Raw genomic sequence first — 18,700 nt, 5'->3', positions numbered from 1 at the left:
ATTACACGCCGCTGTCACAGCGGTTGGAGCAGTTGTTTTCACCGCGGGTCGACTCGCATCCTAAGCCGCGCAGCAAACACCGCCAGAAGCCCAGGCCACAGCGGCACATCACGCCAAAGCAGGTGGAACAAAAGACCCCGGATAAAGAGCCCTCGCCCGCCGATGTTCCGGTGCAGCCCTCGCGCGTTGTCCCGCTGCCCGAGGCGCGTCCTTCAGAGGCGCCGAAGACCGGCGCGGCACCGATCGAAAAGCAAAAGGCCGAAGGTCCGAACCCCCTTGGCGCGCCCAACCGGTCCAATGACGATCGATTCAACGAAGAAAAGTCCCGTTTTAAAAAGCAGGCGCGGCCCGGACCGTCAGCCCCGAAGCCGTCGACCGATAAGCAAAGCGAGCCCGAGCCGCCGGCCGCGGTGCCGATTCCGACACAAAAGCCAGACACTTCGGAACCTGAAGCTCAGCCGCTGGCCGTTGCTCCGCAACCACCTGAAAAACCCGATGCCGGCGACAAGAAGATGCTGCCCGATGCGCGCTCGGCCGATGTGCCCGATGCAAAAATGCCGGCGGCGGAAGTCGCCTGTCGCGAGCGGCTGACGGCCCTTGGTGTCGAATTCGAGGAGCATAAGGCGGAAAGCAATCCCGACATCGGCTGCTCGATCCCCTATCCCCTGGTGCTGAAGTCGCTCGGAAAATCCATCGCCATCGGCCCCGCGACCGAACTCAACTGCCCGATGGCCGAGGCGGCAGCCCGCTTTGCCGCCGAAATCATCCAGCCTGCGGCGAAAGCCGAATTCGGCGCCGACCTGAAATCGATCAACCAGGCATCGGCCTTTGTCTGCCGGCCGCGCAACGGCACGCGCCATCTGTCGGAACATGCCTTCGGCAACGCGCTCGATATTGCCAGCTTCACGTTGTCGGATGGCAGAAAGGTCGAAGTCGGTCCAACGCCGCCCGAGAAGGACGGCAAATTCCTCAATGCGGTGCGCAAGGCCGCCTGCGGACCGTTCAAGACCGTGCTTGGACCGGGCGCGGACCCGGACCATTCCCTGCATTTCCATCTCGATCTCGAACCGCGCCGGAATGGTGGCACTTTCTGCCAGTGATGGCCCTCCAGTGATCGTCATGCCGGTGATGGTCTGGCTGCCGCATTTCGGCCGCAGGCATGAACGCGGACGCTGAGTTTTCCTTTACCCTTGATCGTTAAAATCCCACCGATCAAGGACAGGATTCCGCCCATGGCCGCAATATTTCGCGCCGCCGCGAAGGCAAAAAGCGCAGCGATACTGGCCGCCGGTCTTGCGCTGGCCGCCGTTTCAGCTTGCAACACGGGCAGCGTGCTGTCGCTGCAGCCGGCCGTCGATGTTGGCTCGCAGACCGCGGCCGTGCCGCAATATGAAGGCATGCAGAAGCTCGTCCCGTCCAATCCCTATATGACTGCCGCCTATCCGCGCATCGACGAGCCGATGTCGGAGTCGGAGCCGCAGCAGATGCCGGCCAGCGAAACCGATTGCCGTGGCGAGCTGAAGCGCCTTCGCGTCGTCTACACCGATGTCCAGCCGATCCACGAGGGACAGTGCGGCATAGACTGGCCGGTCAAGGTCTCCGCCATCGGCGGCATCCAGATGAAGCCCGCCGCAACATTGACCTGCGACATGGCCGCAAGTTTCGCCGCCTGGACCAGCAACGAACTGGTTCCCTCCGCCCGCTGGCGCTATTTCTCGGGCGTCAAGACCATCCACCAGGGCTCGAGCTATTCCTGCCGCAACATCGCCGGCGAAGGTGTCCTGTCCGAGCACGGCAAGGGCAACGCCCTCGACGTCATGAGCATCGAGCTCAACAACGGCGACGACATCGACGTGCGCAAGCCCGGCCTGTTTGCCTTCCGCACCCGCAGCTTCCTCAACAATGTGCGTGCCGACGGCTGCCAGTATTTCACCACCGTGCTCGGTCCCGGCTACAATTACGATCACCGCAACCATTTCCATTTCGACATCAAGAACCGCAAAAGCGGCTACCGCGCCTGCCGCTAAAGCGTTTCACCGTTCAGAAATCAGTCGGGATTGGCGTTCCTGGTGGAAGCGATGATTTGCTGGGCCACCAGATCCTGGATGCGCCAAAGGTTCCTGTCGCGGATACCGCTCTCTTCCAACTTGCTGACGGTTCGGAACAGGTATTGAGCCGACGAGCCCCAATGCCCGGCAGCCCGCGCCAGCGTGTCGGCAACCTGCTCCAATGGCAGCCGGCCGGCATAGGCCCTGCCGTCTGGCGCGGCGACGAAAGCCAAGGCCCGCAACGGCCCATCCTTGGTCTTGACCTTGATCCAGCATGGCACGTTAGTCGGCGGGTTGGCATCGATCTCGCGGCGCATCAACTGGCCAAGTTGCCCGACATGGTCTTCCGCGGGCAGCCGATAGACGATGCCGTTGCAGCTGCCGCCTCGATCGAGCGCCAGCATCAGCGCCGGCAAATCACGGGTTCCGCGCCAACGGGTCAGCGTCAGGCAAAACGAGCGGTGCCATCCTGGCGCCGTGGCCGGGCGCTGCTCGACATGGGCAAATTCGGGGTTCCAGATCAGCGACCCGTAGGCAAAGACCCATAGCGCTTCAGGCCGATGCTCCGACAGAAGTTGCTCGACAAGACTATCGAACTCCGCGTCTGTATGCTCGGTTGTTCCGGGCTCGGGACCCGGATCCGGTTCGACACGCTCGACCCTTGCGACAAGGTCCGCGGTCAATGCCATCGAGCTGCGACCCACCGGCTTCTTATCCATTGCTGCTCACCCCCCGCAAAAACGATGGCCGACGATAGAACGGCTGCTCGCCGCTGGCCATTGATTTCCAGGGTCCGTCAGGCACAGATACCGCACGGATCGAGCCGCTTTCATGAGCCGACGAAGCCTGCAACGACGCGCATTGACCTGGCTCGCCGCTCTTCTGGCGGTCTGGCTGGCCCTCGCCTATGTCGCTGCGCCGGAATTCTGGACGGTTCGCGACCGCGGCTTTCGCACGCAGACTTTCGAGATGGTGACACACACGCCGCAAGGCATTCCGGGCGACCCGATCAATATCGGCCTTGTCGGTACCGAAAAAGAGATGATCCATGCCTTCGCCATGGCCGGATGGGATACGGCCGATGGCGTGACGCTAAAGACCGCGATCGAAATCGGTGAGAGCGTGCTGTTCGATCATCCCTATCCTGACGCCCCGGTCAGCCGGCTGCTGTTCGAAGGCCGCGCCCAGGATCTCGCCTTCGAAAAGCCGGTCGGCGGCAGCGCCGACCGGCGCCATCATGTCCGCTTCTGGCGCAGCGATGCGACCGGCGACGACGGCCGAACGCTCTGGATGGGCTCGGCCAGCTTCGACCGCGGCGTTGGTCTCAGCCACGATACCGGCGCCATCACCCACCATATCGCCCCTGACATCGACGCCGAGCGCGATCTCGTGATCCACGACCTGTCGGCGGCCGGCATGGTGATCTCNTGATCTCGGTGAGCGACATCCCGGGCATCGGCGCCACCAGGACCGGACGCAACGGCGGCGGCGATCCCTATTTCACCGACGGCAAGGCTGTTGTCGGGGTGCTCAGGCAATTCCCCTGAACCACTGTCATTTTCCAAAAATCATCGCGGACTATTTTCCTGCGGCCCGCCGCAATGCTATTGAGCCCTGATGCTATACGTCGAAATCGCCACCGTGGTCGTCCTCATCTGTGTGAACGGCCTTCTGTCGATGTCCGAGCTCGCCATCGTGTCGTCGCGCCCGGCGCGGCTCAAGGCGATGATCGACCGCGGCGTCAATGGCGCCGGGCGTGCGCTGACGCTCGGCTCCAATCCCGGCAAATTCCTGTCGTCGGTGCAGATCGGCATCACTCTGGTCGGCGTGCTGTCGGGCGCCTTCTCCGGCGCCACGCTGGGCGACAGGCTTTCGGTGTACCTGGCCTCGACCGGCATGCGCGAAAACATCGCCGACCCGCTCGGCGTCGGGATCGTCGTCGCCATCATCACCTATTTCTCGCTGATCGTCGGCGAGCTGGTGCCCAAGCAGATCGCGCTGCGCGATCCCGAGCGCGTTGCCGCCCGCGCGGCGCCTGCGATGACCATCCTAGCCACCGTCTCCGCGCCGCTGGTGTTCCTGCTCGACATTTCCGGCCGCGCCATATTGTGGCTGCTTGGCCAGCGCGGCGAGAGCGAGGAGAAGGTCACCGACGAAGAGATCAAGATGCTGGTCGCCGAGGCCGAGCATCACGGCACCATCGAATCCGACGAGCGGCGCATGATCGCCGGCGTCATGCGGCTCGGCGATCGCGCCGTGCGCGCCGTGATGACGCCGCGCACCGAGGTCGACTGGATCAATTTGCAGTCCGATGAGGGCGCCATCCGCAAGCTCTTGATGGAGACCCAGCATTCGCGCCTCCCGGCCGGCGATGGCGGCGTCGACGTCATGGTTGGCGTTGTTCAGACGCGCGACGTGCTGGCCGCCCTGCTCGCCGGCCGCGCACTCGATCCGCGCAAGCATGTGCGCGCCGCCCCCATCGTCTACGACCAGGCCGACGCGCTGGATGTGCTGCAGAAGCTGAAGGAATCCGACGTGCCGATGGCGCTGGTGCATGACGAATACGGCCATTTCGAAGGGATCGTCACGCCTGCCGACATTCTCGAGGCCATCACCGGCGTCTTCCGCGCCGACCTTGATGCCGGCGACGAGGAAAACGCCGTCAAGCGCGAGGACGGCTCATGGCTGCTCGCGGGATACATGCAAGCCGACGAGATGGCTGACGTTCTCGGTATCGACCTGCCGGAAAATCGCGATTACGAGACCGTCGCCGGTTATGTGCTGTCGCACATGCACCATCTGCCGGCGACCGGCGAATGCGTCGACGCGCAAGGCTGGCGTTTCGAGGTCGTCGACCTCGACGGCCGCCGCATCGACAAGCTGATCGCCACCCGGCTGCCCAGCGGCCATCGCGAAGTGGTGCGTTGACGCTCTGCCGTCAAAGCGAATAGCGCGCTCAGACCGCGGCTTCGATCGGTTCGGCAAGCTTCGGATTGGAGCGCGAGGCGATCAGGCAACTGGCCACGATCAGGGCCGCTCCAGCCAGCGTGGTCCAGGTCGCCGCCTCGTCGAAGAACAGCCAGCCAAACACGATCGCCCAGAGGAAGGCAGAATACTCCGTCGGGATCAGATATTGCGCTTCGGCCCGCGCGTAGGACCAGCTCATCAGGAACTGGCCGGAGAGCGACAGCGCCGTTACCCCGGCCAGCGGAAGCCAGAGATTGCCCGGCAGGGCAACCGCGAGCCAGGGAGCGGCGGGGAGAAGGACGGCGGCAACGCACAGGTTCTGGAACAGCATGATCTCGACTGGCTTGGCCACCAGCGCCTGCCGCCGCGAGAGGATCAGATTGTAGGCGTAGAACACCGTCGATGCGAGCACCGCCACCGTGCCAAGCAGGGCATCCCCGGTATAATTCCCTTGCCCGAACTGTCCGGCCATGATGATGACGACGCCGGCGATGCCCGCCAGCGACGCCCAGATCGCCTGGCGCTGTATGCGTTCGCCCAAAAGCAGCGCCGCCAGCAGGAGAGCGAACAGCGGCGCGACGAAACTAAGCCCGATCCCATCCGCTAGCGGCAATCTGGCAAGGCCCCAGAAGAACGACAGCAGAACGATGCCCACGATCACGGCGCGCAGCGCGTGTAGCCGCAGCACGGAAGGCGTGGGAAGGGAACGCGGCCCCGCCGCCCAGGCCGTGCCCGCGACCACGCTCGCAAGCATGCTTCGCCACAGCACCGTGTTGTAGACACCGACGGCGATGACCAGGATTTTCATCGCCGCATCCATGGCGGACAGAAGGAAGATCGCAAGTGCACAGACCAGCACCGGGGTCATGGGGGAAACGACGCCTGACAGGCTGGGTGACTTCACGGGGCATGCTCATGTGATGGATCGCAGCCGGATATATCAGGGGAGGACGGCCAGGCCAGATGGCAGGGCCGTGCATATGGCGGTCCAACCGATCTTCGCAGCCCCTCGATTTGAATTCGGTGCGTCGGCAGCGCCTTTCGCTATCGGCCCCAGCCTGCCCTCACCCATGATTGATCCGCTGGAAGAATGGCAAAAGCAGCCAAAGCCTCTATATCGATTGTCATGGATGCATCGAACGAACACGCGCTAAACGACGAGCTTCTCCAAGATATCCAGCGCCTGTCCTTCGAGTATTTTCTCAACGAGGCCAACCCTGCCAACGGCCTGGTCGCCGACCGCAACACGCAGGCGTCGCCTGCCAGCATAGCCGCCGTCGGGCTCGCTTTGTCGTCCTATCCCGTCGGTGTCGAGCGCGGTTTCATGACGCGCGATGCCGCAATCGAGCGGACGCTCGCCACGCTTCGCTTCTTCTGGAACTCCCCGCACGGGCCGGAGCCCGATGCCACCGGCTACAGGGGTTTCTACTATCATTTCCTCGACATGAAGACCGGCCGCCGCGTCTGGAATTGCGAACTGTCCACGATCGATACCGCCCTTTTGCTTGCCGGTGTTCTGGCCGCCGGCGCTTATTTCGACGAGGACGATGAGCTCGAACTGGAAATCCGCCAGCTTGCCGATGCGCTCTACCGCCGTGCCGACTGGCGATGGGCGCAGAACGGCGGCGCCACCGTCACCCATGGCTGGCGGCCTGGAAAAGGCTTTCTCCGCTACCGCTGGGAAGGATTTGACGAGGCGCTGATCCTGTACGTTCTGGGTCTCGGTTCGCCGACCCATTCGCTGCCGCCCGAGAGCTACGCAGCCTGGCTGTCCACCTACAAGTGGAAGACAATCTACGGCCGCGAGATGGTCTATGCCGGCCCGCTTTTCATCCACCAATTCTCGCATATCTGGATCGATTTTCGCGCCATCCGCGATACCTTCATGCAGGGTCACGACATCGACTATTTCGAAAACAGCCGCCAGGCGACGTATCTGCAGCGCGATTACGCAATCCGCAATCCGAGAGGATTCGCGGGCTATGGCGAGAATTGCTGGGGCGTCACCGCCAGCGACGGCCCAGGTCCGATCGCGCGGCGAGCCGATGGACGCCGCTTCTTCGGTTATCTCGCCCGCGGCGCACCGTTTGGCCCCGATGACGGCACGCTGTCACCCTGGGCGGCAATCGCCTCCTTGCCCTTTGCGCCGGAAATCGTGCTGCCGGCGCTGCGCCATTTCCACGAGATGGACCTGCGCGACGGCAACCCTTACGGCTTCACCGCGAGCTTCAACCCGACGATCGCTGCCGACGACGGCCGCGCCTGCGGTTGGGTATCGCCGGACCATGTCGGCATCAACCAGGGGCCGATCGCCCTGATGATCGAGAACTACCGGTCCGACTTCCTGTGGCGATTGATGCGCCGCGTGCCGGCCATCACCACAGGACTGCGCCGGGCCGGGTTTTCCGGCGGTTGGCTGTGACAGGCGGCGATCCTTCGCGCGGGATCGTCAAGGCATCAGCGCGACCTTGCCGGTCCGACTCCACCATCCGGCCAAGGGAGCCGAGAGCGCCTCTTCACGTGAATGAAAAAGGGCGGCGCAAACGCCGCCCTTTGGAAAAATCATCGGTCCTTGGGAGGATAAGGCTCAGGCCGCCTGGGCTTCGCCGGCAATCGCGTCGGCCTGACGCGCTGCCTTGAGCACGCGGGCCCACCAGGCAACGTCGTTGACCAGCGCCGTGGCAGCCTGGTTCAGATGCTCGATCTCCTCGAGCTTCTTCTCGCCCTGGCGCACCGCCAGGAAATCGCTCCAGGCAATGTGAACGGCGGATTTGACCGGCGCCATCTGCAATTCGACCGCGGCAAGACGCAAATGTTCGACAGCGCGCGAGCCGCCGACGCTGCCATAGCCGACGAAACCGGCCGGCTTCTTGTTCCATTCATTGGCGGCGTAATCGATGGCGTTCTTCAGCACGGCCGTCGGGCCATGATTGTATTCGGCGGCGGTGAAGATGAAGCCGTCGAATTCGGCGACCTTCTTTTGCCAGCGCTGGGCAACTTCGTTCTGCGACGGCGCCCAGGCGGACGAGGCGACCTCGTCGAAGAAGGGCAGCGGCCAGTCGCGCAGGTCGACGGTCTCGACGTCGATGTCGGCATGAGATTTCGCGATCTTGGCGATCCACTGGGCGGGCACATCGGCGAAACGCGCGGCGCGTGTCGAACCGACGACGATGGCGATTTTGGGCTTGGACATGGGGCTCTCCATATATGCAAAAGCTGGTATCGTTTGGATACCGGCGCTATATGAGATACTGACAAATGGCAGCGCAAGGAGGCACCGTTATGTTACTGAGGCACCCGCACAACACCGAAGACTGCCGCGCCGTCTCGGAAATCCTGCAGCGCGTCGGCGACAAATGGACCGTTCTGGTCGTCGGCAAGCTGGGCGGCGGACCGCTGCGTTTCAATGAGTTGCGCGCCGCTGTCGGCGGCATTTCGCAGAAGATGCTGACCACCACCTTGCGCGGTCTTGAGCGCGACGGCTTCGTCACCCGAACCGTGTTCCCGACCATCCCGCCACGCGTCGACTATGAGCTGACGGAGCTCGGCCATGAGCTGCTGGTGCCGGTCGGCGCGCTCGGCGAATGGGCGCGGAAGAACACCTCGCGGGTCCAGGCGGCGCGTGAAAGATTCGATGGCGTGCACGCCTGAAAACCGTTGCCCAGCAATAGTTTACGGATTTTGCCGTCGACGACGCGTACCCGGGTTTAACTGGATCCGCCCTGGCATCGTTGGTCGCGCCATCGCGACATAGCTGCAGCGTTTCGTTCGCCGGCGCATCATCATTTTGAGGCTGACGAGGTCTTCCGCTGACGGGCCCTCAGGCCTTTGACGCAGGGTTGCTGCAACACACTGCGCCGCACGTCTCTACCCTTGCAGACCGCTGGGCAGTCCGCTCGTTGCCAACGGTCCGGTCGTGCGTGCAGGCAACGCTTGGAAGCTCTTTCCTGATCTCGGTATAAGCGGTCGTGCCAAGCAGGCAGATCACCGCGACGAGGGCCGCCACGAGCCAGCCGTTCAGCATGTGTTGACGCATTGTCTTCCCTCCGCCGCCCGCAGAATCGGATGTGAAGGCAACCATTGGATGTCGCGCAGCGCATCGCCCGCGCGGGGGATGTTACATAAGCGCAAGCTTGGCAGAATCGACGATGTCAACTTTCGGTTGGAATCGGCTTCGGCTTGCCGTCGCTATCCAGCGCCACCATGACGAAATCGGCGTGGGTGACCTTCTCCATCAGGTCGGAGAGGTAGCGTTGCGCCCAGGCCTCGACCTTGAGCGTCATGGAGGTGCGGCCGACGCGCTCGACATGGGTGTAGATGCACAGCGTGTCGCCGATCTTCATCGCCTTGGCGAAGGACATTTCCTTGACCGCCGCCGTCACCACGCGGCCCTTGGCCCGCTCGGCCGCACGGATGCCGCAGGCAAGATCCATCTGCGCCATCACCCAGCCGCCAAAGATGTCGCCGGCCGCATTTGCATCGGCCGGCATGGCGAGCGTACGCAAGGTCAGATCGCCGATCGGCCGTCCGTCCGCGTAATGCACCATCCGAGATTCCCCTAAAGCGATAGCCCTTGATCCCGTAGCGTCACGGGCCCAAGAGGTCAACGCGACGGGCGAGGCTCCCGGCGCAATGTCGGTTCCATGGTGGCTTTTCCGACCAGGCGTCTCACGGTCGCTTTTTTCACAAGCCATGCCGGAAGCCGCAGGGGCGCGGCCAAGCCGTCGCGGATAGGCTGCGCTCAGTTTTGCGGAGCCGCCAACACCAATCATGCAGACTTATGACTTCATCATCGTCGGCTCCGGCTCGGCCGGCTCGGTTCTGGCCGACAGGCTGTCGATTTCGGGCCGCTTCTCCGTGCTGGTGCTGGAGGCCGGCGGCAGCGACCGCCGCTTTTATGTCCAGATGCCGCTCGGCTACGGCAAGACCTTCTTCGATCCGGCGGTCAACTGGAACTACAAGCCCGAGCCGGACCCCGGCCTTGCCGGCAATGTCGACCATTGGCCGCGCGGCAAGCTGCTTGGCGGCTCCAGCTCGATCAACGCCATGGTCTGGATCCGTGGCGCGCGCGAGGACTTTGACGACTGGCGCGATGCCGGAAATCCCGGCTGGGGCTATGACGATCTGTTGCCGGGCTTCAAGGCGCTCGAGGACAATGAGGCCGGTGCCGATAGATGGCGCGGCACGGGCGGGCCGCTGCATATCACCGACACGACGAACGCCGTCCATCCGCTGACCAGGCGCTACCTCGCAGCCGGCCAGCAAGCCGGGCTGCCGCTCAACCCCGACTTCAACGGTGCCGCCCAGGAAGGCGTCGGCACCTACCAGATCTCCACCAAAAACGGCCGCCGCATGTCGGCCGTGCGCGCCTTCCTGCGCCCCGCGATGAAGCGCAAAAACGTCCGCGTCGAGACGAATGCGCTGGCGAGCAGGATCCTGTTCGAGGGCAAGCAAGCCGTCGGCATCGAATATTTGCAGAACGGCGAGACCAAGACGGCGCGGGCCGGCCGCGAAGTCATCCTGTCCGCCGGCTCGATCAACTCGCCGCAGCTCTTGCAACTGTCCGGCGTCGGCCCCTCGGCACTGCTCAAGGGGCTTGGCATCCCGGTCGTCCACGCCAACGAAAATGTCGGCGCGCATCTGCAGGACCATGTCGGCATCAACTATACCTTCAAGGGAAACGTGCCGACGCTCAACCAAATCCTGCGGCCCTGGTGGGGCAAGCTGCTGGTCGGCATGCAGTACATCCTCACCCGCTCCGGCCCGCTGTCGCTGTCGATGAACCATGGCGGCGGCTTCTTCCGAACCGACCCGGCGTTTTCGCGCCCCAACATGCAGCTTTATTTCCAGGCTTTCTCGACCGTCATTCCGAAGAGCGGCGAGCGGCCGATCCTGACGCCGGATCCGTGGCCGGGCTTTTCCATCGGCCTCTCCAACTGCCGCCCGTCCAGCCGCGGCGAGATCATGATCCGCTCCAGCAATCCGCTGGACTATCCCAGGATCGTCGCCAACGCCTATTCCACCAACGCCGATGTCGACGAGATGCTGGCGGCGGTGAAATTCGTGCGCAAGATAGCCTCGATGCCCGCCATGGCCGAGATCATCACTGAGGAGGTTTTGCCGGGCCCATCGATCCAGTCGGATGCTGACCTGATCCAGGATTTCAGGAAGCGCTCAGGCACCGTCTATCACCCGGTCTCGACCTGCCGCATGGGGCCGGACGCCGGGGCCGCCGTCGTCGACCCGCGCCTGAAAGTGCACGGGCTCGAAGGTCTGCGCGTCATAGACGCCTCGATATTTCCCGCCAACATCACCGGCAACACCAACGCCGCCTCGGTCATGACCGGATGGAAGGGCGCCGAACTGGTTCTGGAGGACCAAAAATGAAGATCACCGACGTCAAGACCTGGGTAGTCGGCAATCCGCCGCCGGGCATCGGCGGCAAGTATTTCATCTTCGTCAAGCTGACCACCGATGGCGGCGTCGTCGGTTACGGCGAGGCCTACAACGCCACCTTCTCGGCTCACATAACAGCGAAGCTGGTCGAGGACATGGCCGAGCGTTACCTGATCGGCCACGATCCGCATGACATCGAGACCTTCTTCCGCCGCGCCTATTCCTCAGGATTTACCCAGCGCCCCGACGTTACCGGCATGGGCTGTTTCTCGGCGCTGGAAATGGCCTGCTGGGACATTGTCGGCAAGGAAGCCGACAAGCCGGTCTACAAACTGCTCGGCGGCCAGGTGCACGAGACGCTGCGCTCCTACACCTATCTCTATCCGCACACCGGCAGCGTCCATTCGGAGGACGCGCCGGACGGCCGGAACGTCTACAATGACCCCGAATTGGCGGCCGCCTGCGCGCTCGAATATGTCGAGCAGGGGTTCAACGCCGTCAAGCTCGACCCGGCAGGCCCCTACACCGCCTTCGACGGCCACCAGCCGCGCCTGATCGACATCGATGTCTCCACCCGCATGGTCAAGGCGATCCGCGAAGCCGTCGGCACCCGCGCCGATATTCTGTTCGGCACGCATGGCCAGTTCACCGCGTCGGGTGCGCTGCGCATGGCACGCACCATCGAGCCCTACGATCCCTTGTGGTTCGAAGAGCCGGTGCCGCCGGACATGCCCGAAGTGATGGCTCAGGTGGCGCGAGGCACGTCGATCCCGATCGCCACCGGCGAGCGGTTGACGACCAAGTTCGAATTCGCCCGAATCATCGAGAACCGCGCCGCCACCATCCTGCAACCGGACCTTGGCCGTTCCGGCGGCATTCTCGAAACCAAGAAGATCGCCGCCATGGCCGAGGCATACCACATCCAGATCGCGCCGCACTGCTATTGTGGGCCGATCGTTGGCGCCGCCAACATCCAGCTGGCGGTGACGCTGCCCAATTTCCTCATCCTGGAATCGCTGAAGCAGTGGGACGGCTTCCACGCGACACTGCTCAAGAAGAAGATCGAATGGCAGGACGGCAATGTCATTCCATCGAAGGAGCCGGGCCTCGGCGTCGAGCTGGACGAAGCGGTCTGCGACGCGCATCCCTACACCGGCAAGGACCTGCATTTGCAGATGATGCAAACGCCGCTGATGCCGTGAGCGAACGCTACGCCTTCATCGGCCTTGGCCATCTCGGCGGCAACCTTGCCGCCAGCCTGTTGCGCAACGGTTTTGTCGTCATCGTCTTCGACCGCGACCCCGCCGCCGTCGAGCGCCTCGTGGCGCTCGGCGCCACGGCCGCGACCAGCCCGGCCGAAGCGGCGGCACAGGCCGGCAATGCCATTACTTGCCTGCCCTCGCCCAAGGTCAGCGAAGCGGTGCTGGCGAATGCCGGCGGCCTGCTCGAGGGTCTGCCCAGGGGCGGCTCCTGGATCGAGATGTCGACCAACGGCCGCGACGAGATCCTGCGCCTCGCCGCCCTCGCCGCGGCCAAAGGCATCGAGACGCTGGAGTGCCCGGTCACCGGCGGCGTGCATCTGGCCGCGGTCGGAAAGATCACCGCGCTTGTCGGCGGCGATGCTGCGCTTTACGAGCGCCATCGTCCGGCCATCGAAGCGATGTGCGCAAAGTCGTTCCTGATGGGTCCGGTCGGCTCGGCGGCGGTGATCAAGGTGATCACCAACATGCTGGCCTTCATCCATCTCGTCGCCGCCGGCGAGGCGCTGATGTTGGCCAAGCAAGGCGGCCTCGACCTCGCGCAATCCTACCACGCCATCGTCGCCTCCTCCGGCAACAGCTTCGTCCATGAGACCGAAAGCCAGCTCATCCTCAACGGCTCCTACGACATTGGCTTCACCATGGACCTGGCACTGAAGGACCTCGGCTTTGCGCTTGCGATGGGCAGGGAGTTCAGACTGCCACTCCAACTGGCGCCGCTTGTGAGTGAGATTTTCCTGATGGGCAAACAGGAATATGGCGGCGGCGCCTGGTCGACCCAGATCGTCAAACTGCTCGAGGATGCCGTCGACATGGATCTGCGCGCGCCCGGTTTCCCAGCCAAGCTGGAAAGCTAAGCCGGGTAAATATGTCCTGCGATTTCAGGCCCCTGGCCGGTTGGCCGGAATCGCCGCTCAAACCACCTGAATCAATCCCTCAACGCCTTGATTCAATATCTCAGCGTCAGCGCTCCGGGCAGGATCTCAAACGTCGCGGGTATACGCCCCGGCGACTCGCCATCTATGTCGACCAGCGCGCCGTTCTTCTCGACATCGCCGATAGGTTCGACCACCACTTTCCGGCCACGCAATATGGTGATGGCCGGATGGTTGCGGTGCCGGCCGCCATAGAGCAGCCGAATATCCCAGATCAGCTTCAGCTTGCCGGCCGCGCGCAGGATGACGATGTCGAACTGGCCGTCGGCGAGTTCGGCGTCCGGGGCGATCATCATGCCGCCGCCGAAGAACTTTCCGTTGGCGACCGCCACCAGCGCCATGCGCGCCTCGACCGGGGTGCCATCGTCGACGGTGATCCTGACGTCCTGGAAGCGGTAGCGGATGAACTCGACCACGGTGCGCCAGAAAAACAGCGCCTTGGCCGACATCCTGCCCTTGCGCTTGTCGGCATTGACCGCACGGTCCGTGGCGCCGGACAGGCCGAGGCTGGCGATATTGATGAAGTGCCGGCTGGCCAGCGCGCCATGGTCGTCGATGTAGCAGATGCGCCCGGCATCGACCTTGCGCGCCTTGGCTTCGGCGATCCGCTTCAACGCCGCATCCACCTCTTTCGGCAGGCCAAGTCCGCGCGCGAAATCGATGCCGGTGCCGCAAGGCAGCAAGGCAAGTTCGGTTGTCCGGCCGCTCTCATCGAATGCCTGCAGCAATCCGTCGGCCACCTCGCTGGCGGTGCCGTCGCCGCCGGCCGCGATCACCAGCCCGAAGCCGCTTGCCGCGAGGTCGAGCGCCAGCCTTTCGGCGTCGCCCTCGGCCTGCGTCTCGCGCAGCTCGAATTCGCCGAAATGCTTTTTCAGCGATGCGGCGACCTCCGGCCAATGCCGTTTCAGCCGGCCGCCGCCGGCAATCGGATTGAGCACCACCCCGACTTTCAATGCGCACCCTCCCCGCACCGAGCCGATAGGCTCGATGCTTGCCGGCATTGAAGCCCGCGCCAGCCGGCGGAGCAAGGGGCACAGCCGATCAGGCGCCAAAAAGCGGGCGGGCTGTCTAATGCAGCTGGAGTCGAAATTCCGAGCTTTGTGGCAAACGATCCCCGATAATCCCGTTATCCACAGGCTCACGCCCATTCCCCAAAACCCTTACCCGGCGTAAGTTTAACCATCTCAGGCGGCTACCGATCGCCACGCCGAAAGGCAAAGCGAAAAGGCGGATTTCCTGAGGCCCGTACGGCCCGAAGCGAGAGCAGGCTTGCTTGTTCGAGGGACGGATGCCGAGACCTACGGGGCCGCGGAAAGCGTGCGAACGCCAACGGCGGACCGATGCTGCCATGAAGGACGGCGAAAACCTTCGATGGCGCGCCGAACGAAGCTCGCAAGGGTGGAGAACGGCGTGGTCTGGAACGGGCACTGCCCTCGGGCGGTGACTGGCAGGACCGTCAAAATCAAGGCCGGCATGGCGCGACGACTTTGCGGAAGTTGCTGCCGCGACCGTGTCCTGATCTGACAGGGAGGCGCTGGGAGAAATCCCGGCGCCGACTGTCTTTTGGGCCAAGGTCCGGTCGGCGAAGCGACGCGTGAAGAAGCCGATACTTTGCTGGAACGCGATTTCGGCGCTGACGGAACCATCTTCATCACCATGCGCGATCAGCAATTCACCGACATGATCCCGCGCCTGATCGACAGAGGCGTGTCCTTCGTCGAGATCGGTGGCAATGACGCGATCATGCTCACCGTGCTTTCGGCGGCAGACTTCGCTCCGCCCGAAGGCGCCCGGGCGCTGTTCAGCCAACCGTTCCGATCGATCCGGCCACCCGTCGCACCGGGCTGATCGTCGCCGTGCGCAAGCTGCACATCGTGCTGCCGGCGCTGTTCGAAGCAGGCGCGAGGCTGGAACACCTCTACGACTGAAGACGCGCCCTGCACCGCGGCCTGCCCGGCGGGCCAAGCTACTTCTTCGGGCCGATGCCCGGGATCAAATTGAGGCCAGCGTTTATATATTCCGGCCGTATGGCGCCGCTGATGAGCGTGAAGGTGGCGAGCATGATGCTGGCCAGCGCACCGTCATGCCATGGCCTGAGGGCCAGCGCGTTGACGGCATAGGCCCAGAATGGGAAGGCGAGCATCGACATGACGATGTTGGCTCCCGGAGCCTCCGCATTGTCGGCTGAATCGCTGACCGATTTCAGATACACCGGCGTCATCGCCAGCGCGACGATCAACATGATCCATGAAATGGTCCAGACGCTGATACCGGCCATTTCAATCTTATAGATGGCTGCCTGCACCTTACCCGGAATGTCCCTCGGATTGCCTTTGGTCTCTTCCGCCACCGCATCGGTCAACGCCTTGGCAACCGGCTGCTCAGTGGCATTGACCAGGATGGAGTTGACGAAGATGAAAAATGCCACGACTTCGGCAGGCACGTACTTCGCAACCCGGTCGAGATAGCCGTCGCCGCCTTTCGATCCTTGATCTTCTTGCTTGTCATCGTCGACGCCGAGCGGAGCATCGCCTGGAATGCCCTCGAGCGTTGAATCCCTTTTCGGCACAGGCTCAGCGGACCGGACAATTCTTCCCATGACAAACCCCTCCTATATTGTTGTATCGCCCCATGAGTATCGTAGTAGAAAACCGGGCCAAGAAACAGTTGTCGCGGCCATAGCCGACAAGATTTATTCAGGCTTCTTCCTGCAAATGCATCACGCTCCCGCCCTATCTGCTACCGGGTGTCTCGAAATCAACCTATAGTGAGCCGTACCCGAAAAACGCATCCCCCGGCTCATCGCGTGATCGCGGCCAAAATCCCGCCTTGTTCGCGCGCGATGGAAGGACTGGCTGCCGGGGGGCAATCCGAAGGACAAGACCGTGATCAAGACCGCCCTTGTCGCCATGACCATTGTCGGCTGCGACTGCGACGCCAAGCTTTGCGAATATATCGGCGAGACGCCGGCGAAGTGGGCGACTATCGCCGACTGCGAAGCGGCGATGAAAAGCCAGATGCTGCACCAGAAGAACTTCGACTATCCGCTGGTCTCTGGCATCTGCCGCAGCAAGGGGTCGGCGTCTTCTTCGCAACTGGCGGCGGCCGCATCCCGCCCGGAACTGAAGCCGGCCAGCCGGAATGTCCAAACCCCGTTGCCGCCGGAACTGAGCCATCGGCCGAGCGTTCCCGTCGGCTCCCCGACGACGGCCATGGAGGCAGCAGCGGTACGGCCCGTCGCCTACGAGCAAGTGGTCGATGGCGGAACAGGCGTGCTCTACCGCACCAGGAACGGCTACGCCGTGGTCAAGACAGATCTCGGCCGCGTCGCGTCGGCAACGGTCGGCATTGCCAAGCGGTCCGCGAACTGGCTGGCAGGGCTGGTGCCGAGCGGGTTGTGAGCGGCCTGCCGTTCGGACCATACCACGCTGTCGCACTGCCGTTGAAAACTCCAGATAGATGCATGATGGTGTCAGGCATCGACACGCAGGAGCGCCATTTCATGAAGCATGCAGTTCGAACCGTGCTGTCCCTGGTGCTGGCGTTGGCGCCGGTTCCGGCCGGTGCGCAGGATTCCGGCCAGGGCGGCGACAAGGTTGTAGGCGTCGCCAGGGACGATCCGGACATGGCGGCGGCCATTGCGCAGGCGCGCGCCAGCCTCGATGAATTCCTGTCCTTGTCGGATGCGCCGCCAGCCGGGACAACCAGCTACAAGTTGAAAGTCGAGGTCAGGGACGGAGACGCCTCGGAGCATTTCTGGATCATCCCCTTCCACAAGACCGCGACCGGATTTGCAGGAACATTGGCCAATGAGCCGCAAGCGGTGCACAATGTCGTGGCCGGCCAGGAACTCGAATTCAAGCGGGACGATATTTCCGACTGGGGCTACACCAGAAACGGTCGCCAGGTCGGGAGCTTCACCGTCTGCGTGATGTTCAAGACGATGGCGCAAGAAGACGTCGAATATTACCGCCAGAACTACGGCTTCGCCTGCTGACGCGCGGCAGCCTGGCTAATGCATGCGCCTAAACAGGACCTCCGTTTTGGGGCAACGATATGCATCAAAACAAGACCTGAAGCGCGTCGCATGAATTCGTTTCGACGCGCGGCGCTTTAGGCCTCGCCATCCGTCGCGCCGGTCTTGCGCACCAGCGCCGCCGTCGCCAAGATCGCGCCCATATCGGCGATCATCGGCGCGATGTGCTTGGTGTAATCGAGTGGCACGGAAATGGCGGGCAGTTCGAAGAAATTCTTCGGCTGCGGCAAGAGCAGGAAACCATCGCTGCCATTAAGCGCCACCCGCGCCGGATCATCGCGCCATGTCTCGTGCAGCCATTTCAGCGCCTGCGCCAGCCGGCCGCTCACCAACGGCTGGGCGGCGGCGACATTGTCGGTGCGAAATTCGTAGTCGCCGTCGAGCAGCGGATCGCCGCTGGACAGTTCCTCCATCTTGCCGGCGAAGATGCCGCGGAAGAAACCGACCACCGCGTTGCTGCGGCGTGTCGCGACCAATATGCCGGGGAACGGCGCAATGGTCTCGAAGGCGACGACGACGCCCTTGAAGACCGTCGACGAGCCTTTGCCCGACCCTTGGCGCAACTCCGCCTCGTAAAGCTCGAAGGGAAAATCCTCGTAGCGGCCTGACACGATGTCGTCGAAGCTCTGCCGGTTGAAGGCGCCGACCACGGCGCGCGGCAGCCGGTCGAAGGAATTCGGCGTCACGCTGTGCTGATAGCGCACATCCCTGATGAAGCCGAAGATGATCGGCAGCAGCGTGTCACGGAACGATTGCTGCAGCCGCGTCGCCGGCCTGATCGCCAGGAAGTACAGCAGCAGCGCCGCGAAGAAACCGCCGACATAGAGGAACACATGCGGCGTCGAGAACCATTGCTCGTTCAAGTCGGCGACCTTGTTGAACAGCCAGGCCACCAGCACGACAAAAACCAGCAGCAGCCCCAGAAACACCGGCACCCGCCAGCGCACCTGGCGGCAGGCCGAAGCCCGTCCAGCCTCATAGATCTCGATATTCTTCCTGATGCCGGCGACCACCGCTTCATCAGGCATGAACTCAGCTGCTTCCATCGCCCCCTCGCAA

General features: G+C 63.4%; 18 protein-coding genes and 1 pseudogene. 12 read left to right on the top strand and 7 right to left on the bottom strand.

Going from position 1 to position 18,700, the window contains the following annotated elements:
* Positions 1-23 precede the first annotated feature (23 nt).
* Together X750_RS143285 and X750_RS143290 are read left to right on the top strand one after the other, a co-directional pair.
* Positions 24-1,100, top strand: coding sequence for an extensin family protein (locus X750_RS143285; RefSeq protein WP_023748179.1), 1,077 nt, complete (start codon positions 24-26; stop codon positions 1,098-1,100).
* Positions 1,101-1,232: 132 nt separating this feature from the next.
* Complete coding sequence (locus X750_RS143290) at positions 1,233-2,027, top strand: extensin family protein (RefSeq protein WP_023748178.1); 795 nt, start codon at positions 1,233-1,235, stop codon at positions 2,025-2,027.
* A 20-nt stretch (positions 2,028-2,047) separates the two neighbouring features.
* Here the strand turns inward: X750_RS143290 and X750_RS143295 are convergent, their stop codons facing one another.
* Entirely contained in the window at positions 2,048-2,737 is a 690-nt protein-coding gene (locus X750_RS143295) for a gamma-glutamylcyclotransferase (protein ID WP_245260032.1), read from the bottom strand.
* Positions 2,738-2,879: 142 nt separating this feature from the next.
* Here X750_RS143295 and X750_RS01000000163215 point away from each other — a divergent pair.
* Positions 2,880-3,595: pseudogene (locus X750_RS01000000163215) on the top strand (LssY C-terminal domain-containing protein).
* 70 nt (positions 3,596-3,665) lie between these two features.
* Positions 3,666-4,976 (top strand): hemolysin family protein, encoded by a 1,311-nt coding sequence (locus tag X750_RS143300; RefSeq protein WP_023705877.1) that lies wholly within the window; start codon positions 3,666-3,668, stop codon positions 4,974-4,976.
* Between the two features lie 28 nt (positions 4,977-5,004).
* Here X750_RS143300 and X750_RS143305 read toward each other — a convergent pair whose 3' ends face one another.
* Entirely contained in the window at positions 5,005-5,883 is an 879-nt protein-coding gene (locus X750_RS143305) for a DMT family transporter (protein ID WP_050588800.1), read from the bottom strand.
* A gap of 258 nt (positions 5,884-6,141) precedes the next feature.
* Between X750_RS143305 and X750_RS143310 the strand changes: the two genes are divergently transcribed.
* Positions 6,142-7,437, top strand: a complete 1,296-nt coding sequence (locus X750_RS143310; RefSeq protein ID WP_023748176.1) for a glucoamylase family protein — start codon at positions 6,142-6,144, stop codon at positions 7,435-7,437.
* 165 nt (positions 7,438-7,602) lie between these two features.
* Here X750_RS143310 and X750_RS143315 read toward each other — a convergent pair whose 3' ends face one another.
* Positions 7,603-8,208 carry an NADPH-dependent FMN reductase gene (locus X750_RS143315; protein ID WP_023671992.1) on the bottom strand — a complete coding sequence of 202 codons (606 nt, stop codon included), beginning with the start codon at positions 8,206-8,208 and terminating at the stop codon, positions 7,603-7,605.
* 89 nt (positions 8,209-8,297) lie between these two features.
* Here X750_RS143315 and X750_RS143320 point away from each other — a divergent pair, with 89 nt between their 5' ends.
* Entirely contained in the window at positions 8,298-8,666 is a 369-nt protein-coding gene (locus X750_RS143320; protein ID WP_023683744.1) for a helix-turn-helix domain-containing protein, read from the top strand.
* Between the two features lie 500 nt (positions 8,667-9,166).
* On the opposite strand, the gene X750_RS143330 is transcribed toward X750_RS143320, so the two are convergent.
* A complete protein-coding gene (locus X750_RS143330; RefSeq protein ID WP_023671995.1) occupies positions 9,167-9,562 on the bottom strand; it encodes an acyl-CoA thioesterase in 396 nt (131 codons plus the stop codon).
* Between the two features lie 223 nt (positions 9,563-9,785).
* Here X750_RS143330 and X750_RS143335 point away from each other — a divergent pair, with 223 nt between their 5' ends.
* From X750_RS143335 to X750_RS143345, 3 genes are read left to right on the top strand one after another with little or no spacing between them, the layout of a single operon-like run.
* Entirely contained in the window at positions 9,786-11,402 is a 1,617-nt protein-coding gene (locus tag X750_RS143335) for a GMC family oxidoreductase N-terminal domain-containing protein (RefSeq protein ID WP_023748175.1), read from the top strand.
* Entirely contained in the window at positions 11,399-12,613 is a 1,215-nt protein-coding gene (locus X750_RS143340; protein WP_023748174.1) for a mandelate racemase/muconate lactonizing enzyme family protein, read from the top strand. Before X750_RS143335 ends, X750_RS143340 begins: the two co-directional genes overlap by 4 nt.
* Positions 12,610-13,527 carry an NAD(P)-dependent oxidoreductase gene (locus tag X750_RS143345; protein WP_023683741.1) on the top strand — a complete coding sequence of 306 codons (918 nt, stop codon included), beginning with the start codon at positions 12,610-12,612 and terminating at the stop codon, positions 13,525-13,527. Before X750_RS143340 ends, X750_RS143345 begins: the two co-directional genes overlap by 4 nt.
* Positions 13,528-13,619: 92 nt before the next feature.
* Here X750_RS143345 and X750_RS143350 read toward each other — a convergent pair whose 3' ends face one another.
* On the bottom strand, positions 13,620-14,558 hold the full coding sequence (locus X750_RS143350) for a diacylglycerol kinase family protein (RefSeq protein ID WP_023733332.1): 939 nt from the start codon (positions 14,556-14,558) through the stop codon (positions 13,620-13,622).
* Between the two features lie 658 nt (positions 14,559-15,216).
* On the opposite strand from X750_RS143350, the gene X750_RS143355 reads away from it, so the two are divergent.
* A complete protein-coding gene (locus tag X750_RS143355; RefSeq protein WP_245271891.1) occupies positions 15,217-15,453 on the top strand; it encodes a hypothetical protein in 237 nt (78 codons plus the stop codon).
* A 118-nt stretch (positions 15,454-15,571) separates the two neighbouring features.
* On the opposite strand, the gene X750_RS143360 is transcribed toward X750_RS143355, so the two are convergent.
* The gene (locus X750_RS143360; RefSeq protein ID WP_155924143.1) at positions 15,572-16,204 is read right to left on the bottom strand and encodes a hypothetical protein; all 633 of its coding nucleotides are present in this window, start codon (positions 16,202-16,204) and stop codon (positions 15,572-15,574) included.
* Positions 16,205-16,490: 286 nt separating this feature from the next.
* Between X750_RS143360 and X750_RS143365 the strand changes: the two genes are divergently transcribed.
* Both X750_RS143365 and X750_RS143370 read left to right on the top strand, forming a co-directional pair.
* Positions 16,491-17,006, top strand: a complete 516-nt coding sequence (locus X750_RS143365) for a hypothetical protein (protein WP_023672002.1) — start codon at positions 16,491-16,493, stop codon at positions 17,004-17,006.
* A gap of 101 nt (positions 17,007-17,107) precedes the next feature.
* Positions 17,108-17,602, top strand: coding sequence for a DUF2314 domain-containing protein (locus X750_RS143370; RefSeq protein WP_023748171.1), 495 nt, complete (start codon positions 17,108-17,110; stop codon positions 17,600-17,602).
* Positions 17,603-17,718: 116 nt separating this feature from the next.
* Here X750_RS143370 and X750_RS143375 read toward each other — a convergent pair whose 3' ends face one another.
* The gene (locus tag X750_RS143375; RefSeq protein ID WP_023748170.1) at positions 17,719-18,687 is read right to left on the bottom strand and encodes a DUF3137 domain-containing protein; all 969 of its coding nucleotides are present in this window, start codon (positions 18,685-18,687) and stop codon (positions 17,719-17,721) included.
* Positions 18,688-18,700: the final 13 nt, after the last annotated feature.

Source organism: Mesorhizobium sp. LNJC391B00, assembly GCF_000502535.1.
GTDB lineage: Bacteria > Pseudomonadota > Alphaproteobacteria > Rhizobiales > Rhizobiaceae > Mesorhizobium.
The sequence above is the reverse complement of the archived record's forward strand: the minus strand, read 5'-3'. Positions and strand labels throughout refer to the sequence as shown.